This is a genomic window from Vibrio sp. S9_S30 (genome assembly GCF_014694455.1).
Classification (GTDB): Bacteria; Pseudomonadota; Gammaproteobacteria; order Enterobacterales; family Vibrionaceae; genus Vibrio.
The window spans coordinates 318,546-344,257 of record NZ_JAAUWT010000001.1 but is presented as its reverse complement, the minus strand read 5'-3'; the positions used below and the strand labels follow the sequence as shown (position 1 = coordinate 344,257).

General features: G+C 44.0%; 22 protein-coding genes and 2 tRNA genes. 6 read left to right on the top strand and 18 right to left on the bottom strand.

Translation table 11 applies throughout. The features are described from left to right. Positions 1-16 precede the first annotated feature (16 nt). Positions 17-895 (top strand): U32 family peptidase, encoded by an 879-nt coding sequence (locus HC752_RS01525; RefSeq protein ID WP_190333316.1) that lies wholly within the window; start codon positions 17-19, stop codon positions 893-895. Between the two features lie 56 nt (positions 896-951). Here the strand turns inward: HC752_RS01525 and nlpI are convergent, their stop codons facing one another. From nlpI to rlmE, 15 genes are all read right to left on the bottom strand, one after another. Then, positions 952-1,830, bottom strand: coding sequence for a lipoprotein NlpI (nlpI, locus tag HC752_RS01520; RefSeq protein ID WP_190333433.1), 879 nt, complete (start codon positions 1,828-1,830; stop codon positions 952-954). Between the two features lie 192 nt (positions 1,831-2,022). Continuing rightward, on the bottom strand, positions 2,023-4,146 hold the full coding sequence (gene pnp, locus HC752_RS01515) for a polyribonucleotide nucleotidyltransferase (protein ID WP_190333315.1): 2,124 nt from the start codon (positions 4,144-4,146) through the stop codon (positions 2,023-2,025). 270 nt (positions 4,147-4,416) lie between these two features. Beyond that, positions 4,417-4,686 (bottom strand): 30S ribosomal protein S15, encoded by a 270-nt coding sequence (gene rpsO / locus HC752_RS01510; RefSeq protein ID WP_101113239.1) that lies wholly within the window; start codon positions 4,684-4,686, stop codon positions 4,417-4,419. A gap of 191 nt (positions 4,687-4,877) precedes the next feature. Continuing rightward, the gene (gene truB, locus HC752_RS01505; protein ID WP_190333314.1) at positions 4,878-5,822 is read right to left on the bottom strand and encodes a tRNA pseudouridine(55) synthase TruB; all 945 of its coding nucleotides are present in this window, start codon (positions 5,820-5,822) and stop codon (positions 4,878-4,880) included. Further along, a complete protein-coding gene (gene rbfA, locus HC752_RS01500) occupies positions 5,822-6,217 on the bottom strand; it encodes a 30S ribosome-binding factor RbfA (RefSeq protein WP_190333313.1) in 396 nt (131 codons plus the stop codon). The genes truB and rbfA overlap by 1 nt, the downstream gene beginning before the upstream one ends. A 100-nt stretch (positions 6,218-6,317) precedes the next feature. Then, positions 6,318-9,020, bottom strand: coding sequence for a translation initiation factor IF-2 (gene infB, locus HC752_RS01495; RefSeq protein ID WP_190333312.1), 2,703 nt, complete (start codon positions 9,018-9,020; stop codon positions 6,318-6,320). Between the two features lie 21 nt (positions 9,021-9,041). Then, on the bottom strand, positions 9,042-10,529 hold the full coding sequence (nusA, locus tag HC752_RS01490) for a transcription termination factor NusA (RefSeq protein ID WP_190333311.1): 1,488 nt from the start codon (positions 10,527-10,529) through the stop codon (positions 9,042-9,044). An 18-nt stretch (positions 10,530-10,547) separates the two neighbouring features. Then, a complete protein-coding gene (rimP, locus tag HC752_RS01485) occupies positions 10,548-11,003 on the bottom strand; it encodes a ribosome maturation factor RimP (RefSeq protein WP_190333310.1) in 456 nt (151 codons plus the stop codon). 234 nt (positions 11,004-11,237) lie between these two features. Then, positions 11,238-11,314 (bottom strand) — tRNA-Met (locus tag HC752_RS01480). Between the two features lie 56 nt (positions 11,315-11,370). Further along, positions 11,371-11,454 (bottom strand) — tRNA-Leu (locus tag HC752_RS01475). A 9-nt stretch (positions 11,455-11,463) separates the two neighbouring features. Beyond that, the gene (gene secG / locus HC752_RS01470) at positions 11,464-11,808 is read right to left on the bottom strand and encodes a preprotein translocase subunit SecG (protein ID WP_190333309.1); all 345 of its coding nucleotides are present in this window, start codon (positions 11,806-11,808) and stop codon (positions 11,464-11,466) included. 267 nt (positions 11,809-12,075) lie between these two features. Then, a complete protein-coding gene (gene glmM / locus HC752_RS01465; RefSeq protein WP_190333432.1) occupies positions 12,076-13,416 on the bottom strand; it encodes a phosphoglucosamine mutase in 1,341 nt (446 codons plus the stop codon). Positions 13,417-13,431: 15 nt separating this feature from the next. After that, positions 13,432-14,262 carry a dihydropteroate synthase gene (gene folP / locus HC752_RS01460; protein WP_190333308.1) on the bottom strand — a complete coding sequence of 277 codons (831 nt, stop codon included), beginning with the start codon at positions 14,260-14,262 and terminating at the stop codon, positions 13,432-13,434. A 57-nt stretch (positions 14,263-14,319) separates the two neighbouring features. Further along, complete coding sequence (ftsH, locus tag HC752_RS01455) at positions 14,320-16,257, bottom strand: ATP-dependent zinc metalloprotease FtsH (protein ID WP_190333307.1); 1,938 nt, start codon at positions 16,255-16,257, stop codon at positions 14,320-14,322. Between the two features lie 105 nt (positions 16,258-16,362). Next, positions 16,363-16,992 (bottom strand): 23S rRNA (uridine(2552)-2'-O)-methyltransferase RlmE, encoded by a 630-nt coding sequence (rlmE, locus tag HC752_RS01450; RefSeq protein WP_190333306.1) that lies wholly within the window; start codon positions 16,990-16,992, stop codon positions 16,363-16,365. 123 nt (positions 16,993-17,115) lie between these two features. On the opposite strand from rlmE, the gene yhbY reads away from it, so the two are divergent. After that, the gene (yhbY, locus tag HC752_RS01445) at positions 17,116-17,412 is read left to right on the top strand and encodes a ribosome assembly RNA-binding protein YhbY (protein ID WP_190333305.1); all 297 of its coding nucleotides are present in this window, start codon (positions 17,116-17,118) and stop codon (positions 17,410-17,412) included. 113 nt (positions 17,413-17,525) lie between these two features. Here yhbY and greA read toward each other — a convergent pair whose 3' ends face one another. Next, a complete protein-coding gene (gene greA / locus HC752_RS01440; protein ID WP_190333304.1) occupies positions 17,526-17,999 on the bottom strand; it encodes a transcription elongation factor GreA in 474 nt (157 codons plus the stop codon). 534 nt (positions 18,000-18,533) lie between these two features. On the opposite strand from greA, the gene HC752_RS01435 reads away from it, so the two are divergent. Together HC752_RS01435 and dacB are read left to right on the top strand one after the other, a co-directional pair. Next, positions 18,534-19,547: a porin gene (locus HC752_RS01435; RefSeq protein ID WP_190333303.1), complete on the top strand. Its 1,014-nt coding sequence runs from the start codon at positions 18,534-18,536 to the stop codon at positions 19,545-19,547. 109 nt (positions 19,548-19,656) lie between these two features. Next, on the top strand, positions 19,657-21,060 hold the full coding sequence (gene dacB, locus HC752_RS01430) for a serine-type D-Ala-D-Ala carboxypeptidase (protein ID WP_190333302.1): 1,404 nt from the start codon (positions 19,657-19,659) through the stop codon (positions 21,058-21,060). Here dacB and HC752_RS01425 read toward each other — a convergent pair. After that, a complete protein-coding gene (locus HC752_RS01425; protein WP_190333301.1) occupies positions 21,026-21,853 on the bottom strand; it encodes a magnesium transporter in 828 nt (275 codons plus the stop codon). The genes dacB and HC752_RS01425 overlap by 35 nt on opposite strands. Positions 21,854-22,484: 631 nt before the next feature. Between HC752_RS01425 and HC752_RS01420 the strand changes: the two genes are divergently transcribed. Continuing rightward, entirely contained in the window at positions 22,485-22,889 is a 405-nt protein-coding gene (locus HC752_RS01420) for a YbaN family protein (protein WP_190333300.1), read from the top strand. Positions 22,890-22,940: 51 nt separating this feature from the next. On the opposite strand, the gene tyrS is transcribed toward HC752_RS01420, so the two are convergent. Next, positions 22,941-24,146 carry a tyrosine--tRNA ligase gene (gene tyrS / locus HC752_RS01415; RefSeq protein WP_190333299.1) on the bottom strand — a complete coding sequence of 402 codons (1,206 nt, stop codon included), beginning with the start codon at positions 24,144-24,146 and terminating at the stop codon, positions 22,941-22,943. A 130-nt stretch (positions 24,147-24,276) separates the two neighbouring features. Here tyrS and HC752_RS01410 point away from each other — a divergent pair, with 130 nt between their 5' ends. Next, positions 24,277-25,560, top strand: a complete 1,284-nt coding sequence (locus HC752_RS01410) for a peptidoglycan DD-metalloendopeptidase family protein (RefSeq protein WP_190333298.1) — start codon at positions 24,277-24,279, stop codon at positions 25,558-25,560. Positions 25,561-25,712: the final 152 nt, after the last annotated feature.

The following is a 25,712-nucleotide window of genomic DNA, read 5'->3' as shown; positions in this document are numbered from 1 at the left end:
TCTGGAGTTGAGAAAGATGAAATACGCATTAGGTCCACTCCTCTATTTCTGGCCAAAGCATGATGTGGAAACATTTTACCATCACGCAAAATCTTCCGAGGCGGATATTGTCTATTTAGGCGAAAGCGTTTGCTCAAAGCGAAGAGAGGTGAAACTTAAGGACTGGCTTATGCTCGCAAAAGAGCTTAGTGCTTGTGGCAAGCAAGTGGTTATTTCCACTATGGCATTACTCGAAGCCCCAAGTGAAGTCAGCATCATGAAACGATACATCGACAACGGCGAGTTTGCTGTTGAAGCGAATGATGTTTCCGCCATTCAACTGGCTTTTGAAAAAAGGGTTCCCTTTACTGTTGGTCCCGCGGTGAATGCATACAATGCGCAAACATTAAACCTTTTCCTAAAACAAGGCATGACGCGCTGGTGCATGCCTGTGGAGTTATCGCACGATTGGCTAAACCACTTGCTCATGCAGTGTGATGAATTAGGCATTCGAAACCAATTTGAAGTCGAAGTGTTTGGTTACGGTTACTTGCCGCTTGCGTACTCCGCCCGTTGTTTTACCGCTCGAGCGGAAGATCGCCCTAAAGACGAATGCGAAACTTGCTGTATTCGATACCCAAACGGGTTAAAAGTCAGCAGCCAAGAAGGTCAAGAAGTCTTCACTTTAAACGGAATTCAAACACAATCCGGTTATTGCTACAACTTAATCAACGATATAGCGAGTATGCGCAATAACGTGGATGTTATCCGCCTAAGTCCTCTCGGAACAGAGACCTTCCAACAGCTATCAGCGTTTAAAAACAACGAAGATGGGGCGCATCCCACCATACTCTCAAACCGTGATTGCAATGGATATTGGCATCAAATAGCGGGCCTTAATACCGTTACTGAGTGAGTGTCAACCAGCCACGAGAACAAAAAAACCGCCTTATATAGGCGGCTCTCTTTTTTCTAGATTTCCGTGTCTTTCGTCGCGTTATCTCTCTCCGCTTTCAGCTCACTGTAGATGTTGCCTAACTCCATATAAGAGTATCGGTGTTCAACGTATTCATAAACATTGAATGAGAGTGCCAATTTATACAGTGATATAGCATTGCCATAGTCACCTTGCAACTGATAACGTTTTGCCAGATAGAAGTACGTTTCAGTTAAACGTTGGGACAAAAGTTCGTTGTCATTGGTTGCGTTTACTATGGCTTTTAGAGCTCGCTCTTCTGAAATCTGATCCAGCATTAGCGCGACCATCAACCACCCCCATCGCTCACCCCGTTTATCGTAGCGATTCAGCAGTTTTTCTTTTGCTACGTCGGCATTGATTTCTCGTTCAATCAGATACAGCCAAAGCGCACGGAAAGGATCATCAGGGTCATCATTATAGTGTGCTGTCATCCCTTCCAAGGCTAACTCGTAGCGACCACCATAATACAAAGCAATAGAGCGGTTTCTTACGGCATATTGATTAGCAGGATCGAGTTCTAACGTTGAGTCAAATGAATCGTAAGCAGTATCGAATTCTCGTTTCTCTGTAAAGTACACACCCAGCAGGTTGTAGACATCTGGCTGACGAGGGTTCAAGTTTAAGGAACGTTCAAAGTCCAAACGGGCTAAATCACGTAAACCGACGCTGTCGTAATAATTACCGCGTTCGTAGAACATTTTGGCTCGCACTTCTTCTTTCAGATCTTGCCTTTGCAATAGCTGTGTCAACCTTGCAATCTGCACTTCCTGTTGAATGCTCGGCTGTAACGGCACCGCCATCGGTGGGTATAGCCATTGGTTTTGGTTGGAAGCACACCCAGTGAGTATTAGGGTTGAAATGACTCCGACCATGTTTAACCATTTCGCCAAACTGTTTCTCCTTATTTCGCTTCAATCCAAGATTATCGTTATAGTAGCGATATACACAAAATAAATATTGTGGCAATGTCAGAAAATGAAGCTTTTCCCTGCCCCAAAAACATAAAGGGGAGCCTTAGCTCCCCTTTATAACACGCTTTATCTCAAATGCGTATGCCTCGCACGTTATTCCGCGCTTGGCTGCTCATTTGATGCTGGTTCTTCTGTCTTTTCAACCGCTTCTTTCATACTTAGACGAATACGGTTCTGGCGGTCAATTTCAAGCACTTTAACTTGAACTTCTTGACCTTCTGATAGGTGGTCAGCCACTTTCTCGATGCGCTTATCTGCGATTTGAGAAATGTGAACCAAACCTTCTTTACCACCTAATACCGCAACAAACGCACCAAAATCAACGATGCGAGTGACTTTACCAGTATAGATAGCACCCACTTCAACTTCAGCTGTGATTTCTTCGATACGGCGAATCGCTTCTTTCGCGGCAGTACCTTCCGTCGCTGCAATCTTGATTGTGCCATCATCTTCAATTTCGATAGTGGTGCCCGTTTCTTCCGTTAGAGCACGGATAACAGCGCCACCTTTACCGATAACGTCTTTGATCTTGTCAGAGCTGATCTTCATCGTGTGGATACGAGGAGCAAACTCAGAAATATCATCACGAGCACCAGAAATCGCTTTATCCATTACAGACAAGATGTGCTTACGTGCCCCTTGTGCTTGGTTAAGTGCGATTTGCATGATTTCTTTTGTGATACCTTCGATTTTGATGTCCATTTGAAGCGCAGTGATACCTTCGTTAGTACCTGCTACTTTAAAGTCCATGTCACCAAGGTGGTCTTCGTCACCAAGGATGTCTGAAAGAACAACAAAATCGTCGCCTTCTTTCACAAGACCCATTGCGATACCCGCAACAGAGGCTTTAATTGGAACACCTGCATCCATAAGGGCTAGAGAGGTACCACATACTGACGCCATTGAAGACGAGCCGTTTGATTCTGTGATTTCAGATACCACACGTACTGTATATGGGAATTCTTCTATTGATGGCATTACAGCGGCAATACCACGTTTAGCCAATTTACCGTGACCGATTTCACGACGTTTAGGAGAACCAACAAAACCCGTTTCACCTACACAGTAAGGAGGGAAGTTGTAGTGCAACAAGAAGTGATCTTTACGCTCACCTGTTAACTCATCAATGATTTGAGCATCACGCTGCGTACCTAGAGTTGCAGTCACGATCGCCTGTGTTTCACCACGAGTAAACAGTGAAGAACCGTGAGTACGAGGAAGAATACCAGTACGTACATCCAGCGCACGAACCATATCTTTCTCACGACCATCAATGCGTGGGTTGCCCGCAATGATACGACTACGTACAACGCTCTTCTCCAGAGAACCAAGCATGCCGCGAATTTCGCGCTCGTCTAATTCTTCGTCTTGTCCAAGCAATGCTTCAACGACGTCGTTCTTAATAGCGCCAACTTGCTCGTAACGCGCCATTTTTTCAGTGATTTGGTAAGCGTCTGCTAGGCGAGATTCCGCCAGTTCAGCAACACGAGCCTTAAGCTCAGTATTAACTGCAGGTGCTTCCCACTCCCACGCAGGAGTCGCTACTTCAGCCGCGAACTCTTTAATGGCATTGATCACAACTTGTTGTTGATCGTGACCGAACACAACCGCAGAAAGCATTTCTTCTTCAGTTAGGTTGTCGGCTTCAGATTCCACCATAAGTACTGCGTTGTCAGTACCCGCGACGACTAGGTCAAGCTTAGAGTTTTCTAGCTCAGTGTTGCTTGGGTTCAATACCAATTGACCATCGATATGACCGACACGTGCAGCACCGATAGGACCGTTAAAAGGAATGCCAGAGATAGCAAGAGCCGCCGAGGTACCGATCATTGTGACCATATCAGGCTGAACGTCTGGGTTTACAGACATCACTGTCGCAATAACTTGAACTTCGTTCTTGAACGCATCAGGGAATAGAGGACGGATAGGACGATCGATTAGACGAGCCGTTAGCGTTTCACCTTCAGAAGGACGACCTTCACGCTTGAAAAAACCACCAGGGATTTTACCCGCTGCATAAGTACGCTCTTGATAGTTAACGGTTAGTGGGAAGAAGTCTTGACCTTCTACCGCTTCTTTTTTACCAACAACAGAGACAAACACTGCCGTATCGTCCATATTAACCATAACAGCTGCAGTCGCTTGACGCGCCACTACACCTGTTTCAAGAGTCACGGTGTGGTTACCGTACTGAAACGTTTTTACGATTGGATTCACGTAATTTCCTTAACTTTGAAAGTTTCAAAGATGTTGTCTTAGAGTAAACACAACAGCGCCTTACCAATCGCGACTAATGAAAGTAAACTAAGGAAGAGTCCTTTCATTAGTCGCGACCTTTATGGTCGACATCGGTGACTGTAAAGCTGCTTTGTGTGACTGGCAAAAGCCAAATCCGCAGTAGTATAAACTACTTAATCGGAAATGTCTTATAACCAAACAATAGGCGTAAAAAAAGGAGCCAAAGCTCCTTTTTCAGACAAACTGATCTTAGCGACGTAGGCCTAGACGTTTGATTAGGTCTTGGTAACGCTCTAGGTTTTTACCTTTAAGGTAGTCTAGAAGCTTACGACGACGAGAAACCATGCGTAGCAGACCGCGACGGCTGTGGTGGTCTTGCTTGTGTGATTTGAAGTGACCTTGTAGGTGGTTGATGGAAGCCGTCAGTAGTGCTACTTGTACTTCTGGTGAACCAGTGTCGCCTTCAGATTGTGCGTAATCAGCAACGATTGCTGCTTTAGTTTCTGCATTCAGAGACATATTTCTCTCCTAGTAAGAGTTAAGTATAAAACTGCGCCAGCCAATCTCTGATTCAGCCGACACGCGAAGCGCGAATTATACGGGGTGCAAAAGGTAAACACAAGCGCTCTAAGAAACAAAACTGAAGCAACGATGCTTTGGCTAATTATAGAACGGATTGAGCTTTCTCGAATGCATCCCACTCACGCAAATTATTCTTCGTCGCGAAAAACCACTAAACGTTTTGGAGCCACTTTGCCGTTATCATCAATGTCACCGACACCAATAAAGAGCTTTTCATCACCACTGGTCATTCTCACCGTACCTTCAATCGGTGCACCAAACACCTGTACAGGTTGACCATGTTGAACCATGTCCGTCAATTCGGCATTTAAATTGACTTCAGGCAAAGCCTCTACGGCAGTATCCATTGGGAGCAACAGAGCATCTAATAAGTCTTTGGGTGGCAACCCCTGATCATTCGCATGCTCTAGCAGCTCATTCAGCTGTTCTAACGTGACCATACGCTCATAGGGATAGTTTGCTACACCTGTACGACGAAGGTAAGTGACGTGCGCACCACATCCCAACATTTCACCTAGATCGTCAGTAATAGTTCGAATATATGTCCCTTTTGAACAGTGGATCGCCATTTCCACTTCATCACCTTCAAAGCGAAGTAGCTGAATAGAATAAACCGTGATTTTGCGAGATTCACGTGGTACGTCGATACCTTCACGTGCATATTCATAAAGCGGACGACCTTGATACTTCAATGCTGAAAACATTGAAGGAATTTGATCTGTCGTGCCTTTGAACCGTTCAATACAGTCTAAAAGCTGCTTTTCAGTTACGTGCACTTCACGAGTTTCTACCACTTCACCATCAGAGTCGGAGGTATTCGTACGCTCGCCAAGCTTGGCAATGACAACGTATCGCTTGTCTGAATCGAGAAGAAACTGAGAAAACTTAGTCGCCTCCCCCAAACAAATCGGTAACATCCCCGTTGCTAATGGATCCAAAGCACCGGTATGACCTGCTTTTTCAGCGAAGTATATTCGTTTTACTTTCTGTAATGCATCATTAGAGGAAATCCCCGTGGGCTTATCAAGCAATACGACGCCATTAACCGGACGACCTTTACGACGACGCCCCATTACTCATCGTCTCCTCGACCAGCTTCTTCTTTCTTCTGCTGATCTTTGCTAACGACTTCACTCACTAAGTTAGACATACGCATCCCTTCAACAAGGGTATTGTCGTAAGTAAACCGTACTTCAGGAGTCAAACGTAAACGAATACGCTTACCCAGCATCATTCGAATCTGAACTTCATGCTCCTTTAGTGCCGCAAGGCTACTTTCAGGCGTTTGCTCTCCAACACATAAAAAAGTCACAAAAACTTTGGCGTAGGCGAGATCACGAGAAACCTCTACATCAGAAATCGTCACCATCCCAATACGAGAGTCACGAACTTCACGCTGTAGAATAAGGGCTAGCTCTTTTTGTAGTTGCTGCGACACGCGTTGCGTGCGGCTAAATTCTTTTGACATTTCTTTTCTCACTATAGAAAGAATGGGGGGCAAACGCCCCCCATGGTGTATTCAACAACCTTTGCCGTTTATCTCAATATAAACGAGGCAATTTTGTCTATCAGTCTAGAGTACGCTTCACTTCAACGATTTCAAATACTTCAATTTGGTCGCCTACGCGAACATCGTTGTAGTTCTTAACGCCAATACCACATTCATAGCCGTTCTTAACTTCTTGAACGTCGTCTTTGAAGCGGCGTAGAGATTCTAGCTCACCTTCATAGATAACGACATTGTCACGAAGAACGCGGATTGGGTTATTACGCTTGATAAGACCTTCAGTAACCATACAACCAGCAATTGCGCCCAGTTTTGGTGATTTAAACACGTCACGCACTTCAGCAAGACCAATGATCTCTTGCTTGAATTCTGGGGCAAGCATACCGCCCATTGCTTGTTTTACTTCATCAATCAATTGGTAAATGATTGAGTAGTAACGAAGATCTAAGTTTTCAGTTTCAACCGTGCGGCGAGCAGAAGCGTCCGCACGTACATTAAAGCCCAGAATGATGGCATTAGAAGCCGCTGCCAGTACTGCATCCGTTTCAGTAATACCACCAACACCAGAACCAACGATGTTCACTTTAACTTCTTCAGTAGACAGTTTACGTAATGAATCAGCAATCGCTTCAACAGAACCCTGTACATCCGCTTTAAGCACAACATTAAGCTCAGCCACTTCACCCGCAGACATGTTCGCAAACATGTTCTCAAGTTTCGCTTTCTGCTGACGAGCCAGTTTCACTTCGCGGAATTTACCTTGACGGTAGTTCGCTACTTCACGCGCCTTACGTTCATCACGTACAACCGTGGCTTCATCACCAGAAGCAGGAACGCCAGACAGACCCAATATTTCAACAGGAATAGAAGGACCAGCCGTTGTGATTTCGTGCCCGTTCTCATCGCGCATTGCACGAACTCGACCGTATTCTTGACCACAAAGAACGATATCGCCTTTGTTTAATGTACCCGATTGCACTAGGACCGTCGCAACAGGACCACGACCTTTATCGAGGCGAGATTCTACAACCACACCTGAAGCCATGCCTTCTTCAACCGCTGTAAGCTCAAGAACTTCAGATTGCAGAAGAATCGTCTCAAGAAGACCGTCGATGTTCGTGCCTTGCTTTGCAGAGATGTGAACAAACATGTTTTCACCGCCCCACTCTTCAGGAATAACATCGTATTGAGCCAGCTCGTTTTTAACGTTGTCTGGGTTTGCGTCTTCTTTATCGATCTTGTTTACAGCAACAATCAATGGAACATCCGCCGCTTTAGCGTGCTGGATGGCTTCGATGGTTTGAGGCATGACACCATCGTCCGCTGCCACAACAAGAACAACGATATCTGTTGCCTGAGCACCACGTGCACGCATAGCGGTAAATGCTGCGTGTCCCGGAGTATCGAGGAAGGTAATCATACCGTTGTCAGTTTCTACATGGTAAGCACCAATATGCTGGGTAATCCCCCCCGCCTCACCCGAGGCTACGTGGGCTTTACGAATGTAATCCAGTGTGGATGTTTTACCATGGTCAACGTGCCCCATGATGGTCACAACTGGAGCTCGTGGTACCGCTTCAGCACTGTTGTCACGATCAGACAACACGGCTTCTTCCAATTCATTTTCTTTACGCAAGATAACTTTGTGACCCATTTCCTCAGCAACAAGCTGAGCCGTTTCTTGGTCAATTACTTGGTTAATGGTTGCCATGGCCCCCATCTTCATCATCACTTTAATGACTTCGGTTGCTTTTACTGACATTTTGTTTGCCAGTTCAGAAAGCACAATGGTTTCACCAACTACAACATCAGATTTCGCCACTGATGCGCTCTTATCAAAGCCATGTTGCATTGAAGTAGGCTTAGCAAGCTTGCCTTTCCTACCACCGCGACCACGTTGATTTCGGTTACCATTTCGATTGTTGCCGCCTTTGTCTTCATTGTTCGCAGAAGGCTTCTTCTTACGACGACGAGCCTTTTCTTCGCTTTGATCAGCTGCATCTTCAGCCTCACGAGCAAAAGTAGAAGTTGTAACGTGATAGTCACCTTCTTCCATCACTTTTTCTTTCTTCTCTGCTTCAGACCAACGTGCTGCATTTTCTTCAGCCAATTTGCGAGCCTCTTCAACCAGCTTCGCCGCTTCAGCTTCTGCTTTACGTTGCGCTTCTTCTTCCTGACGACGTTTCAGCTCATCAGCTTCTTTTTTTGCTTGCGAACTTACTTCCGCACTCTTTGTGTTCATGTCTTTCTTAGCCTTATCAGCTTGTACGCGCTTAGCTTTATCTTCTGCTTCACGTTTCACTGCTTCCCCAGCTTCTCGTTTCGCTTTTTCATCCGCTTCGCGTTGTGCTTTCTCTGCAGCTTCACGTTTAGCTAGCTCTTCCGCATCACGCTTCGCTAGCTCCTCAGCTTCACGTTTAGCTGCTTCCTCAGCTTCTCGCTTGGCTTCTTCATCGATTGCACTGCGTTTTACGTACGTGCGCTTTTTACGCACCTCTACTTGAACATTTTTACTCTTACCGCCACCCGCATTCACACTTAAAGTGCTGCGAGTTTTACGCTGGAGAGTTAAGCGAGTTGGCTCAGAGTCTCCTGAGGTATCACCATGCTCTTTTTTCAAATGAGTGAGAAGCTTTTGCTTCTCATCGTCGGAAACGGTGTCTATGCCCGTTTTTTTCATTCCAGCATCAGCAAGTTGCTCAATCAAGCGGTCAACTGGCGTACCAATCTCATCACTCAGTGCTTTAACCGTTAATTCTGTCATGCCACTTCCTCCTTGCTGAATTTATTCTTCGTCACCAAACCAACAGATATTACGTGCAGCCATAATTAGCTCACCCGCGCGCTCTTCAGTTAGGTCTTCAATGCCTTCCAGCTCGTCAATGCCTTGGTCAGCTAGATCTTCAAGTGTTATGACACCTTTCGCTGCAAGTTTAAATGCCATTTCACGCTCTAAACCTTCTAGAGCAAGTAGGTCTTCCGCTGGCTCAAGACCATCAAATGACTCTTCTTTCGCCAAGGCGATCGTTGTGAGGGCATCTTTCGCACGTTGGCGTAATTCTTCTACAAGCTCTTCGTTTAGACCATCAACCTCTAGAAGTTCATTCACTGGTACATAAGCCACTTCTTCTAGCGTTGAGAAACCTTCTTCAACGAGCATTTCTGCAAAATCTTGCTCGATATCGAGGTACTTCATGAAGTTTTCGATAGCTGCACCAGATTCTTCTTGGTGTTTCTTTTCTAAGTCTTCCACTGTCATTACATTCAGTTCCCAACCAGAAAGTTGAGACGCTAGACGTACGTTTTGACCATTACGACCAATAGCTTGAGCTAAGTTATCCGCTTCTACAGCAATATCCATGGAATGTGCGTCCTCATCAACGATGATAGAAGCAACATCAGCAGGAGCCATTGCGTTGATTACGAATTGAGCTGGATTATCGTCCCAAAGTACGATATCGATACGCTCACCGCCCAACTCGCCCGATACCGCTTGTACACGTGCACCACGCATACCAACACACGCACCGACAGGGTCAATACGTCGGTCATTTGTTTTCACCGCTATTTTTGCACGTGAACCAGGATCACGTGCAGCAGCCTTCAATTCGATCAGCTCTTCAGCAATCTCAGGCACTTCCACTCGGAAAAGTTCAGACAACATTTCAGGCTTCGAACGAGTGACAAAAAGTTGAAAACCACGAGCTTCAGGAGCAACTTTGTACAGCAGACCACGAACACGGTCACCTGGACGGAAGTTTTCACGGGGAAGCTGGTCGTCACGTAAAATGACAGCTTCAGCATTGTTGCCGAGATCAAGTACAACAGTCTCACGGTTTACTTTTTTAACCGCGCCAGTAATCAGATCACCTTCATTATCAATGAACTGCTCAACAATTTGTGCACGCTCAGCTTCACGTACCTTCTGTACAATAACTTGCTTAGCAGTTTGAGTGGTAATACGATCGAACGTTACAGACTCAATATCATCTTCGACAAAGCTACCCAGTTCCATTTCTTCGTCATCGTACTGCGCTGCTTCCAGTGAAATTTCTTTAGTTGGGTTCTCTACTTCTTCCACAACCAACCAACGGCGGTAAGTGTCGAAATTACCCGTTTTGCGGTCAATCGCAACACGAACATCAATTTCAATCTCGTATTTCTTTTTAGTTGCCGTAGCTAATGCGATTTCTAGAGCTTCAAAAATACGCTCACGAGGAACCGCCTTCTCATTAGAAACAGCTTCTACTACCGCTAAAATTTCTCTGTTCATTCTCTAGCCTCTTAAGACTTAAAACTTAGGGATCAGGTTAGCTTTGGAAATGTTGCTTAGTGCAAACTCTTCTTTCGCATTGTCCACTGTGATTGTGATCGTTTCACCTTCAACGTTTTCGATCACACCTTTCCACTTACGACGGTTGCCCATAGCCATTTTCAAGACAAGGCTGACCTCGTGACCTATAAACTGCTGATAATGTTCTGCTTTAAAAAGTGGTCTTTCTAAACCTGGTGAAGACACCTCAAGGTTATAAGCGACAGAAATAGGGTCTTCAACATCGAGCACAGCGCTAACCTGATGACTTACTTCTGCACAGTCATCGACATTGATGCCATTCTCATGATCAATATAAATACGCAATGTTGAATGCTCACCAGCACGGATGAACTCCAATCCAACCAACTCATAACCAGAAGCCGCCACTGGCGCGCCCAGCATTTCTGTCAGTTGTCTTTCCAAACCCGTCATGAAATCACCCTTAGATAACCACTTTAGAAACAAAAAAAGGGCTAATAGCCCTATCAAATAGCCAAGCATTACTCATATTTTGCACAGTACAAAATACAAATAACAAAAAACCCCGATTAGTCGGGGTTTTTGTTGCTGGACCCTGATATAGCTGAACATTACTTTGTTCAGCTCGCAGTTATTTAAAACTGCTCAAACTTGCATCCAACTTTAACAACATCACTTGTTAAAGATTGGTTGCGGGGGCCGGATTTGAACCGACGACCTTCGGGTTATGAGCCCGACGAGCTACCAAGCTGCTCCACCCCGCGTCCGACTGCTGAGCATTATACGCCCAAGGCAGTAATTTACAAGCTTGCAGAACTTATGGTGCCGAGAGAGGGACTCGAACCCTCACACCAAAGGCACTAGCACCTCATGCTAGCGTGTCTACCAATTTCACCATCTCGGCATAAATTCTTTATTGAGGAATTTCGTCGCCACTTTCGGCAGGAATTTCACTCGTTACATCAGCCGGTTGCTCAATAAATGATGCAGCCTGACCTGGGTTCGCTAGAATGCTTTCTGTATCACCACTGTTTGTAGACATACGACCAAGAACCAAACTAACGATAAAAAATACTATCGCAAAAACTGCTGTTGTTCGGGTTAGGAAATTTCCTGAGCCACTCGCGCCAAACACTGTGTTTGAACCGCCAGCTCCGAACGAAGCTCCCATATCTGCGCCTTTACCTTGTTGAATCAACACTAGGCCAATAACACCAACCGCTGCCAACAGGTAAATCACAAGTAGAACTGTAAACATTCTTCCACCTATGTTCCAAATTGTTGAGCCAGCGCCGTCGTACTGAATAAGCACAGAGACAAAGCTAGCGCACCTCCCTTTCGAAGGCGGAGCAATACTATCGAATGCCTTTTACGCTGACAAGTAAAAATTCACTAAATTGTAAAGCTTAGGGTTTAAGTGGTCAAAATATTAGCAAAGCGCTAAAAAAAGAAGCTTAACCATAAACACTAACTTGATTTAGAGTCGTCAAGCCAAAGCGAAACTTTGGCTTGTATATTATTTCGATTAGCAGCTTGCTTTTACCGCATCCACTATATCAAGTGCTGATTGTTGAACCAGTTCCGCATCCTCACCTTCTACCATGACACGAAGAAGAGGTTCTGTACCGGACTTTCTCAGAAGTACTCGACCTTTTTCACCTAACTTGGCCTCCACCTTAACCACTGCGTCTTTTACCATTTGCGCATCAAGAGGATTTGATTCACCACTAAATCGAACATTCTCCAATACTTGAGGATAAAGCGTCATACCTTGAGTCAGTTCACTCAACGTCATTTCACTACCAACTACAGACGCTAAAACTTGAAGTGCAGCAACGATGGCATCACCTGTCGTTACCTTATCCAATAAAATCACATGACCTGAATTTTCAGCACCAATCTTCCAGCCTTTCGCGAGTAGCTGTTCCATTACATAACGGTCACCAACTGCCGCTCGCACAAATGGAATCCCTAACTGCTTAAGACCGTTCTCCATACCAAGATTCGTCATCAATGTACCAACTACACCACCTTTTAACTCACCACGGCGGAGTGCGTCACGTGCGATAATGTAAGCAATCTGATCACCATCAACCTTATTTCCAAACTCATCAACCATAATGATGCGATCACCATCACCATCGAAGGCTAAACCTAGATTTGCTTGTTCCTCAATCACTCTTTTTTGCAATGCACGAACATCGGTCGCACCGACTTCATCATTGATATTTGTGCCATTCGGTTCGATACCGATTGCGATGACTTCTGCACCAAGCTCCTTAAACACACTAGGCGCAATATGGTAAGTTGCACCATGAGCGCAATCCACCACGATCTTTTGACTGGCTAAATTCAATTCATTTGGAAATGTGCTTTTACAAAATTCAATGTAACGACCCGCCGCATCATGCAATCGAGAAGCTTTACCCAACTGCGCGGATTCTACACACTCAAGCTCTTTATCTAACTCAGCTTCAATAGCAAGTTCGATATCATCTGGCAGCTTTGTACCCTCAGAGGAGAAAAATTTGATGCCATTGTCATAGTAAGGATTGTGGGATGCGGAAATCACAATCCCAGCTTCAGCACGAAATGTTTGAGTCAGATAAGCCACTGCGGGTGTAGGCATTGGTCCTGTAAACGTCGCTTTCAATCCTGCTGCCGCCAGACCGGCTTCAAGCGCAGATTCCAACATGTAGCCAGATATACGCGTATCTTTACCGATGATTACTTTTTTTGTGCCTTGCTTTGCAAGTACACGACCAGCAGCCCAGCCAAGCTTTAATACGAAGTCGGGAGTAATGGGGTATTGTCCTACTTTTCCACGTACACCGTCCGTGCCAAAATAGCGCCTTTTAGACATAATATTTCCTAATAATTTTTATTGGTTTGCACCGATTGTATTGATAATTTTTATCGCTTCAACGGTTTCCACTACATCGTGGACACGAATAATATGAGCACCTTTCAGTGCTGAAATGCTCGCACATGTGACGCTACCAATCAGGCACTCTTTAGGCTCTTTTTCTAGAACCTTAAATATCATTGACTTACGAGACATCCCAGCAAGAATAGGCAACCCAAAACGATGGAACTTATCCAAATTTGCCAGCAAATGATAATTGTGTTCTATCGTTTTACCGAATCCAAACCCTGGATCCAAAATCAATTGTTCGCGTTGTATTCCTGCGCTTTCGCAAGCAGAAATTCGTTCCGCTAAGAATCCATCGATATCTTCCAATAAATCTTGATATTTGGGATTCTCTTGCATGGTTTTAGGTTGACCCTGCATATGCATCAGACATACGGGCACTTTAGCTTGGGCAGCCGCTTGTAAAGCACCTGGCTCCTGGAGCGCCCTAACATCATTGATTATATCTGCGCCAGCTATGGTAGCTTGTCGCATTACTTCAGCTTTGCTGGTATCAATAGATATCCACACATCTGATTCCGCTCTTAAGGCTTTTATTACGGGAATCACACGTTTTATTTCTTCTTCTAGCGTAACGTCGGGTGCACCTGGTCGAGTAGATTCCCCACCAATATCAATAATGGTTGCTCCAGCCGATATCATTGAGCGGGCTTGATTTAAGGCATCATCAATGCCGTTGAACTGACCACCATCAGAAAATGAGTCGGGTGTTACATTCAATATCCCCATGATATGAGGGCTACTTAAATTTAGTTCTTTATTATTGGATCGTATAAACATGACTACCTAGAAACAGAAAAACCCCGAGTTTCCTCGGGGTTTGCTTTAAACTATTCTTTATTCAACGTTTTTATCAGCATTTTCATTAGAAGAAATGGAAGGATTTTCATCTTTTTCTTCTTTATTAGGCTGCGCTTTCTTCTCGTTGTTTGACTCTTCTTGAGCACGAGATTGATCGCCCCAACCTGCTGGCTCACGGATGTCTGCTTTTCGCTCCATGAGATCGTCAATCTGACCTGCATCGATTGTTTCATATTTCATCAGTGCATCTTTCATCGAATGCATGATATCCATATTTGCTTCAAGAATAACCCTAGCACGATCATAGTTACGGTCAATAATACTACGAACCTCATCATCGATAAGTTTTGCGGTATCGTTTGAAACATGTTTCGTTTGGGTCACACTGCGACCTAGGAATACCTCGCCTTCATCTTCTGCGTAAAGCAAAGGACCCAGTTTGTCTGAGAAACCCCATTGAGTCACCATTTTGCGAGCAATGTCTGTCGCTCGTTCAATGTCGTTTGAAGCGCCGGTAGAAACTTTATCAGAGCCATAGATAAGCTCTTCTGCTAGACGACCACCGTACAAACTTGAGATCATCGACTCTAGATGTTGGCGAGACATACTCACACGATCGCTTTCTGGTAAGTACATCGTGACACCCAACGCACGACCACGTGGAATGATAGACACTTTATATACAGGATCGTGTTCAGGAACAAGGCGCCCGACAATGGCGTGTCCCGCTTCGTGGTATGCCGTGGACTCTTTGATGTCCTCAGACATTACCATTGAACGGCGTTCCGCCCCCATCATGATTTTATCTTTAGCAAGTTCAAACTCAACCATTGATACGTTGCGTTTGTTTCCACGAGCTGCAAATAGTGCTGCTTCGTTAACTAGGTTCGCTAAATCTGCACCAGAGAAGCCAGGTGTACCACGCGCAATGAGTGAAGGCTCAACGTCTCCAGCTAGAGGTACTTTACGCATGTGAACTTTCAATATCTGCTCACGACCACGTACATCAGGAAGACCTACGACAACTTGACGGTCGAAACGACCAGGTCGAAGCAATGCAGGGTCAAGAACATCTGGTCGGTTAGTCGCAGCGATAACAATGATGCCTTCATTCCCTTCAAAACCATCCATTTCAACCAGCATTTGGTTTAGTGTTTGTTCACGCTCATCGTGACCACCACCAACACCTGCGCCACGTTGACGACCTACAGCATCGATTTCATCGATAAAAATAATACAAGGTGCTGCTTTCTTCGCTTGCTCGAACATGTCACGCACACGAGATGCACCAACACCAACAAACATTTCAACGAAGTCTGAACCTGAAATGGTAAAGAACGGTACTTTGGCTTCACCAGCAATGGCTTTAGCAAGCAAGGTTTTACCCGTACCGGGAGGTCCCACCATCAAAACACCCGTTGGAATCTTACCACCCAGCTTTTGGAAGCGGCTTGGGTCACGTAAGTAATCAACTAACTCTTTCACATCTTCTTTTGCTTCATCACAGCCAGCAACATCAGAAAAAGTCGTTTTGATTTGTTCTTCACTCATCATGCGAGCTTTGCTCTTACCGAAAGACATGGCGCCTTTACCACCGCCGCCTTGCATTTGACGCATGAAGAAAATCCACACACCAATTAGTAAGATCATTGGGAACCAAGAAATAAAAATGGTACCAAGCAGGCTCTGCTCTTCGGGCGGAGTACCAGCAACTTTCACATTCTTGTTAATCAAATCATCAAGCAGCTTACTGTCGTACACTGGCATGTAAGTCACATAACGAGTGTTGTCACGACGATAGTACGTGATTTCTCTGTCTTTGAATTGAGCTTCTCGAATCTGGCCTTGGCCAACTTCTTGTACAAATGTGGTGTAATCCACTGTTCTGCCGCTATTTTCTCCAGGGCCAAAGCTCTGGAAAACCGACATCAAGACTACGGCGATTACCAGCCACAAAATTAAATTTTTTGCCATGTCACTCAAGGTGTCAGCCTCTCGATAACTAATTGTAATTAAAGGTAGGGTACTACAGTTTATACGCTGTAGCTATAGTGTTAAATTGCTCTTTGTAAACGTAAGCTAGCCTTTGTAACCAGTCGCTACAATATAGACTTCTCTTGAACGTGCTCTAGAAGAGTCAGGCTTTCTTATTTTTACGGTCTTAAACATGTCTCGCACATCTTTAACGTATTGTTCAAAGCCTTCGCCCTGAAATACCTTAACTACGAAACTACCATTGGGAGCCAGAACTTGTCGACACATATCCAACGCGAGCTCTACCAAATACATAGCTCTAGGTTGGTCTACCGAAAGGTTACCGGCCATATTCGGCGCCATATCTGACATAACAACATCAACCATATCTGGTTGAATTCGCTCTAGAAGTGCTTCAAGAACAGCATCTTCACGGAAATCACCTTGCAAAAAGGCAACCCCAGCGATCGAATCCATAGGTAAAATGTCACAAGCTATGACCTGTCCTTCTTGTCCTACGTGCTTGGCGGCGTATTGAGACCAACCACCAGGCGCAGCACCAAGATCGACAACGGTCATTCCGGGTTTCAATAGCTTATCTTTGTCTTGAATTTCTTCAATTTTGAAGATAGCACGTGAACGATAACCTTTCTTCTTTGCTTCATTTACGTATTTATCATCGAAATGCTCTTTCAACCAGCGACCAGAGCTGGCTGAGTGTTTCTGTTTACTCATTCGATTCCTAATTGCTTGGATGACCATCCACCAAATAAGTATGGTAGAAATTATAGTCTTCAGGGATAGATGGCGTTAAAATGGCGGTTTTCAACCCTTATATTAAAGAAAATTGGGTACACAATGAACCTAAGCACCAAACAAAAGCAGTATTTGAAAGGCCTAGCTCACAGTTTAAAACCTGTAGTACTTATGGGTGCCAATGGATTGACCGAAGCCGTACTTGCTGAAATTGAACTGGCTCTAGACCACCACGAACTCATCAAAGTAAAAATTGCCTCTGAAGACAGGGAAACGAAAGTTCTCATTATTGATGCCATCGTGCGTGAGACTAAAGCTGAAAAAGTACAAACCATTGGTAAAGTACTGGTTCTGTACCGTCAGTCAGAGAAACGCAAAATCGAAATTCCTCGCAAGTAACGGATTGCCCTTGAAGCCGTTTATTGCTTCAATTAAAAAGGTCGCATCAGCGACCTTTTTTTGTTCTTCTATAGAGTTAAATCAACTGTTATATAGCTAAATCAACGGTATTTTTATATGTATTCAACTTTAGCGATATCGTAATCTTTGATGCCACCAGGAGTTGTAATGGTCACTTCTTCACCTTCAACTTTACCAATTAAGCCACGAGCAATCGGTGAGCTTACAGAAATTTTGCCTGCTTTAATCTCTGCTTCATCTTCGCCAACAATTTGATATGTGCTTTCTTGGTCAGTATCAATGTCGACCAAAGTTACGGTGGTACCAAAGATTACTTTGCCCGTATTTTCCATCTTAGTGACATCAATAACTTGAGCAACCGACAGCTTGTATTCAATATCACGAATCTGAGCTTCACAAATGCCCTGCTCTTCACGAGCCGCGTGGTACTCTGCGTTTTCTTTGAGATCGCCTAGCTCACGAGCTTCTGCAATTGCTTCAGAAATCAATGGGCGACGTTTCATCAACGTTTCCAGTTCTTCGCGTAGTTTCTGCTCACCACGAACAGTCATTGGAACTTTTTCCATCTTATACCTCAACAGATATCTGAACTTAATGTATTTGCCAGAATCTTCAGACAACAAAACCCCTCTCCTACCCAAGGAACGAGTATGAGGCGGGGCAAATAGTTCACTTTTCAATTAGTGTAATCAAACTTTTTGACAAGGTCACGCATTTCAAAAGTTGTGGGTCACAAAACCTTAAATTGACGCCTTTTCTCCAACCTCACCTAATCACCGCACTTATAACCACCTGACAAATTAAACATAATCCACATAAAAAAATATAAAAAAATCGATTGAGAAAAAAAACAAACAAAATCACAAATCCTTGTTTAATAAAGAATATAAGTAACATAAGATCTAAAAAAACAATGTTCATTATTTGATTTTATATCATTTTACTAACAGCAAACTGAACTTTAAGGGTACAAATTCCTCACCTTAATAAAGGCGAATGAAATCACGCAAATATCTGCATGATGTTATACGCATCCCTAAGTGGGCAGGAAAACAACCTACCTGCTTATATTTACGGACTAAACTAGGACTTAGAAAGCAATGAATAAAAAACTAATTGCTCTAGCTGTAGCTGCGGCTGCTAGCACTGGCGCTACCGCTGCTGAAATCGCGAAAAACGACAACGCTTCTCTTGAAATGGGTGGTCGTGTTGAAGCTCGTCTTTCTCTTAAAGACAAAAAAGTAGAAGACAAATCTCGCGTACGTCTAAACTTCTTAGGTAAAACTCAGATCACTGACGAGCTATACGGTCTAGGTTTCTACGAAGGTGAGTTCAAAGCATACAACGAAGGTGGCGACAACGATTTTGTTGAGCACCGTTACGCATTTGCTGGTATCGGCGGCAACTTCGGAGAAGTAACTTTTGGTACAGTTAGAGGCTCTCTACAAGCTGTTACAGACTTCACCGATATTATGGCTTACCACGGTGGCACCGCTGCACCAAAAGTGAATGCTGCAGACCGTCCAGATCGCTCTATCGCGTATGCTGGTACATTTGGTGATTTCGAAGCTCGTGCAAACTACACACTTAGCTCTGCAACTACGCCAAACTCAGACGAGTCTTCTTGGGTAAATGACAACAACGGTGGCTACGCTCTTTCTGGTATCTACTCAATCGGTGACACAGGCGCACGCTTAACAGCAGCTTACGCATCTCAAGATGAGAATGACGGTGATACCAAAGTAGACAACAAAGAGTTTATGCTTGGTGCTTCTTACGAGTTTGATGCATTCTACGTTGCAGGTCTTTACACCAATACTAAAGCTAAACCAGCGACAGGTGACAGCACTAAAGGTAACGGTTACGAGCTAGCGGGTGCTTATACTATGGGTCAAGCTAAGTTCACGACAACTTACAACCGTCTAGATGCTAAAGAAGGTAACGGTGACAAGCAAGTAGCAGCTGACAACGTCGCTGTAGATGCAACGTATTTCTTCAACGACAACTTCCGTTCATACGTATCTTACAACTTCAACTTGTTGAAAGGATCTGACGGTCATAGCAAGCTTGAACGTCAAAACGAAGCTGTACTTGGCCTACGTTACGATTTCTAATTTCGCTTTTAGCTGAAATGAATGATAAAGCGTTCACCTTCGGGTGGACGTTTTTTTTTGCTCATTATTTGTTACACTAACAACCGATATGCATCTTTAACTCCATATTATGCGAACACTAATATTCCTGTTTTCTCTAATCAGTTTCCAATCTTTAGCATACACTCCCGTGGACTCACTTCCCTATGGTTCGAGGTACTCCCTTCTGGTGTCTGACAGCTTTGGGAGGTATGCATTAAAGGAAAACAGTGAACAGTTTTTTCCTCCTGCCAGCACGTTAAAAATTCTGACGGCACTGGCTGCAAAACTGGAATTAGGCGATGATTTTCGCTTCGAAACGCATTTTGAAATTCAAGATCAAAACCTAATCATTCGATTCAGTGGCGACCCTGAATTAAAAACTGAGCACCTAACCGCTCTTACCCAACAGCTGACACAACAAGGTATTACCACTGTCAACAATGTGATTTTAGACAACAGTGCTTTTAGAGGGTATGAGCGCGCAGTGGGTTGGCCTTGGGATATATTAGGTGTCTGTTATAGTGCTCCCGCCAGTGCAATCACACTGGACAATAACTGCGTACAAGCGTCCATTTCGTCCCAACCCAATCAAACTACATCAGTATTTGTCCCTGCCCATCAGCCCATCAGTGTCACAACCGATGCTCTGAGCTTGAACAAGGTAGCGGTAAAATCTAAACGATGCCAATTGGAGCTGATAACATCTGAGGGGAATCAATACCAGCTTTCTGGGTGTATGCAAGAAAGAGAGAAACCACTGCCTCTTAAATTTGCAGTACAAGATACTTCTCTTTATGCATCGACCATTGTTCAGCGCATCTTAGCGAAAAATGGTGTCAACGTAACGGGGTCTATCTCTAGCAAAACTGAAACCCAAAAAGGGATCATTGTTGCGACGCATCAATCAGAAGCACTGCCGGAATTACTCAAAAGAATGTTGCGCAAGTCAGACAACCTTATTGCCGATAATTTAACCAAAACAATGGGCGCTCGTTTTTATTATCAGCCAGGCAGTTTTTCGAATGGTACAGAAGCCATCAAGCAGATTCTTTATACGCGAGCGGGTATCAATTTAGAACATACGAAACTGGAAGATGGCTCGGGGCTTTCACGGAATAACCGTTTAACCAGCTCTGACATGGAAAAGGTGCTGAAATACATCTGGAAGCATAATGCAGAGCTGGGCTTAATTGAGCTCCTTCCTGTTTCTGGGCAATCTGGCACGCTAAAATATCGCAAGAGCATGCAAAAACAACCTATAGCAGGTCGGATTTCGGCTAAAAGTGGCTCACTGTATGGCAGCTACAACATGGCAGGATATGTTTTAGACGAAGAAAACAAACCAACATCGTTGTTTGTCCAGTTTATTACTGATTATCACCCAATAAAAAAGGACGATACACCAAAGGTCATCGCCCCTATTGTTCAATTTGAAAAACAATTCTATCTAGACTTAGTTAACTCAAGCCTAGAAAATAGTTCACTACCGTGAAATAGATCCACATTCCTGAAATATCGACAATTGAAGCCAATACTGGACTCACTAACACGGCGGGATCCAGCCGACACGCGCGCGCAGCAATGGGCAATACCCCACCTAATGTGGTGGATATGGTCACCTGGATAAACAAAGCCACTGCCACTGCAATCGCGATCAATTCCAACTCAAAGCTCGACGTATTCGCATTTCCGCTAAAAAGCATGATGCGGATAACAATCACCAACGCGACAACCAATGCTAACAAGAGCGAGACACGGCTTTCTTTCCAAAGAACCTGCACCCACTGCCTCTTTCTTATTTCTTTTGTCGCAAGTGCTCGAATGACGAGGGTGGCAGCTTGAGATCCTGTATTCCCTCCTGCTGCCGCAATGACGGGCATGTAAATCGCCAACAATACTAGTTGGCTTAACGTGTCCTCATACTGAGCAATGATCAACCCTGAAACGATCCCTAACAGCGCTAATCCAATGATCCACCCTACACGCTGCTTAAAATGCTCAAACACACTGGTAGACAAGTACGCTTGACCGATACCTCTCTCAGAGTGAATAAGACCAAGCTGATTTGCGTAATGTCGTGCCCGTAAATCATGACCACCTTTCTCTAGTTGCTCAATAAAGTGCTGAACTTGCCTTACTGGGTATTGCATAAGAATTGCGCTCGCTTCTCCCAAAGGCATAATGGAGAGCAAGTAGAGCTGGTGTTCAGGTTCATATTGCTTGAACACCGTGAATACAGAACTCATTTTTGCTTCAGACAATAAATTACTTTTTATGATGGTCATTGCGAATCTCCCGATTAGCTATATTCCCAAGCGGTCTCAAGGTACAGGATTCAGAGTGTATCTTCTGCTTCACTTCTAGAAGGTTGTGTAAATACGATCCCTTTGCATGTCCTTTGACGATGAAATGAACCACAAGATAAGCTCCCAAGGGCGAGGTTACTTGGGTATATCGATTGTCAAAGGCCAGTGGATTTTATGCATGAGCAACAAACGATCCTAGAATTCAGCTTCCGGTCATAGACAGTCTGACTCTCGAGTGGAAGGGAGATAAATAGAAGTTTGAAGTCGTAGAGCGATTCCAGAACAACACAGTTATTTTTATCCTCGGCTATTTGGAGGGGAGTCGGCATTGCTCAGGATAGACTCCTACCTACTGCGCGATGGCAACGAGTATCTTACCATGTTCAATATCAATTCAAATGGCATAAAAAGGGCTTTAATCCCTTAAATATCGACAAAAATGCCAACCCATTAGTTGCATCGATAAGACCCTTATAACCAATTGAACAACGGTACATCGTATTGATATTGATTATCATTAACATTGAAATTAGAATGCCGATCAACTTATTAAGTGGTCTATACTTCCAGCAGATAGACAAGGCTTTTATACACACTAACTTGGATTTACATGGAAAAAGTGCACACAAATACGCCAATATCAAACGGAAAGCGCCTTTTCCTCATAGCCTTAGGGTGGCTCACGGTTGTGCTCGCTTTTATAGGGGTATTTATTCCTTTACTGCCCACCGTTCCATTTTTACTGGTTTCACTTTATTGCTTTGGGGCAACATCGGAAAACTTTCAAAACTGGTTGCTTCAAAATAAATATTTAGGTCCTATTTCTAGGCGGTTGAAGAACAATCAAGGGTTAACAAAAGCAGAGAAAATCCAATCTTTAGTCGTTATCTGGTTATCTATGGGGGCGGTATTGTATTGGCTTGCGTGGGGGACTCACTGGCAATACGGCGTAATATCTTTACTTATCTTTGAAACGTGGTTTATTGCGCGCTTTAAAAGCTATATACCCGATTAACCTCAATAGACAAAAAGCCCTGAACCATCAGGGCTTTATAAAAACAGTCAGTTATACTGAATTATTACTCGCATTTATTGTTACGCGCGCAAATTTGCGTTTACCCACTTGATAAACGGCAGTGCCGACTGCGGGTACAAGTTTGTTGTCTGCGATTTTCTCACCATCTATTTTGGCTGCGCCTTGTTTAATCATACGCATCGCATCTGAAGTTGAATTAACTAATCCCGCATCTCTAAGCAAGTTTGTAATTGGCAATCCAGCATCAAATTCAAATTCAGGCATTTCTTCAGGCATTGCGCCTTTCTGGAAACGGTTTATGAATTCTTGCTCAGCGGCGTCGGCATCGGCTTCGGAGTGGAAGCGAGCAATGATTTCTTTAGCCAATAGAATTTTGATGTCACGTGGATTTTTACCATTCGCGATATCATTTTTGAATTGTTCAACTTCGCCTAATGGTCGGAAAGACAACAATTCATAGTAACTCCACATCAAATCATCAGAGATCGACATGATTTTACCAAACATTTCACTTGGCGCTTCGCTGATACCAATGTAGTTATTCGCCGATTTGGACATCTTCTTCTCACCATCCAAACCCACCAATAAAGGCATCATTAAAACAGCCTGTGGTTTTTGACCATGAGATTTTTGCAGCTCACGCCCCATGAGGAGGTTAAACTTCTGGTCTGTCCCTCCCAGTTCAACATCCGTTTCCATTGCAACTGAATCCCAGCCTTGAAGCAATGGATACATGAATTCGTGAATGGCAATAGGCTGACCACCAGCGTAACGTTTCTTAAAGTCGTCGCGCTCTAGCATACGTGCTACCGTTTGGTTTGCAGCCAAACGAATCATACCTTCCGCACCCAATTCAGATAACCATTCGGAGTTAAATTGAATCTTGGTTTTTGCTGGATCAAGGATTTTGAATACTTGCTCTTTATACGTTTCAGCGTTACGAAGAACGTCTTCACGGCTAAGCGGCGGACGAGTGTTATTTTTTCCAGTAGGATCGCCCACCATGGCAGTAAAATCACCAATAAGGAACGTCACTTCATGACCTAAATCCTGAAATGCACGTAGCTTATTAAAAATAACCGTATGGCCAAGATGGATGTCTGGTGCTGTTGGATCCGCACCTAATTTAATACGTAAAGGGCGCCCTTCCTTTAACTTTTCAATCAATTCTTCTTCTGGAATAAGCTCTTCGACACCGCGCTTAATTTCCGCCAGTGCTGCTTCAATACTCGCCATTCTTGTTCACTCCCACAGATTTGGCAAAAATTTGATATTGCGCCATCTTACTTGAATAGCGCTCCGTTTTGAAACCAGTTAGACTCAGTAATTGTCTTTTTTATATCATTAAACCAATAAATGGATTCCGATGTCTAAATTCGCACGTCTTTCTCCGTTGCACCGAGTATGGATACCCTTCTTTTCTGCGATTGTCATCATCGCTGCGTTTCTTCTTCCAGATGCCAGTGAGCTCAAGCCGAGCACTCAGACCTTGAAGGTGGGCAAGGCCTATCCAGTCCCGATTGATGGTACAAACTTAACCCCCAGTTACGAACCTCAAACTCTTTCACTGATTCGTTGGGAAACCCATAAAGTACGTTCTGGTGAAAGCGCGGCGGTACTGTTTAGCCGTATAGGATTGACACCTCGACTCTTGCAAAACCTGATAAGCAGCAATAAAGAAATCAATCAGCAGCTATCACGTTTACGCCCAGGAGACACGTTAAAATTTGGCTTTGATGAAAGTAATGAGTTGGTTCATTTGAATCGTCAGATAAACGCCTTCGAAACATTCAGCATTACACGCACTGCAAATGGGTATTCCTCTCGGCTGAACAAGAAAGAAGTTGATATACAGTACAATTATGCCGAAGCTGAAATCACTTCGAATTTTTGGAATGCAGGCATTACCGCAGGCTTGAATGCGAATCAGATCATGGAACTGGCTGGCATATTTGGCTGGGATATCGACTTTGCTCTAGACATTCGTAAAGGCGATAATTTTCAAGTTCTTTACGAAGAAAAAATAGTGGAAGGTGAAAAAATTGGACGAGGTAATATCATTGCTGCTGTCTTTACCAACCAAGGCGATACATTCAAAGCGATTCGTGACAAGGATACCGGCAATTATTACGATCAAGATGGCCGCGCAATGAAGAAAGCGTTTCTTCGCTCTCCAATCAACTTCCGTTATGTCAGTTCCAACTTCAACCCTCGCCGGCTACACCCCGTAACAGGTAAAGTACGTGCACATAGAGGAACCGATTATGTTGCTCCTGTCGGCACGCCTATTTGGGCGGCTGGGGATGGTGTTGTTGAAAAGTCCGGTTATAACAAATTCAATGGTAATTACGTCTTTATTCGCCATAGTAATACATACATAACGAAATACTTGCACATGAGCAAACGTAAGGTGAAAACGGGACAAAGAGTGAAGCAAGGGCAAACCGTTGGCACATTAGGTAGCACTGGTAGAGTAACTGGTGCCCATCTTCACTACGAATTCTTGGTAAATGGTGTGCACAAAAACCCGCGGACAGTTAATCTACCCGAGTCAAAATCATTAAAAGGGAAAGCCAAGCAAACCTTCATAGCGAACTCCAAGCTTCGCCTAAAACAGCTTGAGAAGTACCAAGTGCTTTTACAACCTTAAGAAAGCCAACGTTTGCAGTTTTCTCTTTACCTACAAACAAAAACTTACGCACTAACAAAAACTTACGCACTAACAAAAATTTACACACAAACAAAAACGCTAGCTCAGTGATTCTCAGCTAGCGTTTTTTTCATTCCCAAGCGTGAATATAA

Coding starts and splice junctions, on each gene's coding strand:
- HC752_RS01525 (WP_190333316.1), top strand. CDS start 17: ATGAAATACGCATTAGGTCCACTCCTCTATTTCTGGCCAAAGCATGAT.
- nlpI (WP_190333433.1), bottom strand. CDS start 1,830: ATGGTCGGAGTCATTTCAACCCTAATACTCACTGGGTGTGCTTCCAAC.
- rpsO (WP_101113239.1), bottom strand. CDS start 4,686: ATGTCTCTGAATGCAGAAACTAAAGCAGCAATCGTTGCTGATTACGCA.
- truB (WP_190333314.1), bottom strand. CDS start 5,822: ATGGGGCGTCGTCGTAAAGGTCGTCCGGTTAATGGCGTCGTATTGCTT.
- rbfA (WP_190333313.1), bottom strand. CDS start 6,217: ATGTCAAAAGAATTTAGCCGCACGCAACGCGTGTCGCAGCAACTACAA.
- infB (WP_190333312.1), bottom strand. CDS start 9,020: ATGACAGAATTAACGGTTAAAGCACTGAGTGATGAGATTGGTACGCCA.
- nusA (WP_190333311.1), bottom strand. CDS start 10,529: ATGAACAGAGAAATTTTAGCGGTAGTAGAAGCTGTTTCTAATGAGAAG.
- rimP (WP_190333310.1), bottom strand. CDS start 11,003: ATGACGGGTTTGGAAAGACAACTGACAGAAATGCTGGGCGCGCCAGTG.
- secG (WP_190333309.1), bottom strand. CDS start 11,808: ATGTTTACAGTTCTACTTGTGATTTACCTGTTGGCAGCGGTTGGTGTT.
- folP (WP_190333308.1), bottom strand. CDS start 14,262: ATGTTTATACGATCCAATAATAAAGAACTAAATTTAAGTAGCCCTCAT.
- ftsH (WP_190333307.1), bottom strand. CDS start 16,257: ATGGCAAAAAATTTAATTTTGTGGCTGGTAATCGCCGTAGTCTTGATG.
- rlmE (WP_190333306.1), bottom strand. CDS start 16,992: ATGAGTAAACAGAAACACTCAGCCAGCTCTGGTCGCTGGTTGAAAGAG.
- yhbY (WP_190333305.1), top strand. CDS start 17,116: ATGAACCTAAGCACCAAACAAAAGCAGTATTTGAAAGGCCTAGCTCAC.
- greA (WP_190333304.1), bottom strand. CDS start 17,999: ATGGAAAAAGTTCCAATGACTGTTCGTGGTGAGCAGAAACTACGCGAA.
- HC752_RS01435 (WP_190333303.1), top strand. CDS start 18,534: ATGAATAAAAAACTAATTGCTCTAGCTGTAGCTGCGGCTGCTAGCACT.
- dacB (WP_190333302.1), top strand. CDS start 19,657: ATGCGAACACTAATATTCCTGTTTTCTCTAATCAGTTTCCAATCTTTA.
- HC752_RS01425 (WP_190333301.1), bottom strand. CDS start 21,853: ATGACCATCATAAAAAGTAATTTATTGTCTGAAGCAAAAATGAGTTCT.
- HC752_RS01420 (WP_190333300.1), top strand. CDS start 22,485: ATGGAAAAAGTGCACACAAATACGCCAATATCAAACGGAAAGCGCCTT.
- tyrS (WP_190333299.1), bottom strand. CDS start 24,146: ATGGCGAGTATTGAAGCAGCACTGGCGGAAATTAAGCGCGGTGTCGAA.
- HC752_RS01410 (WP_190333298.1), top strand. CDS start 24,277: ATGTCTAAATTCGCACGTCTTTCTCCGTTGCACCGAGTATGGATACCC.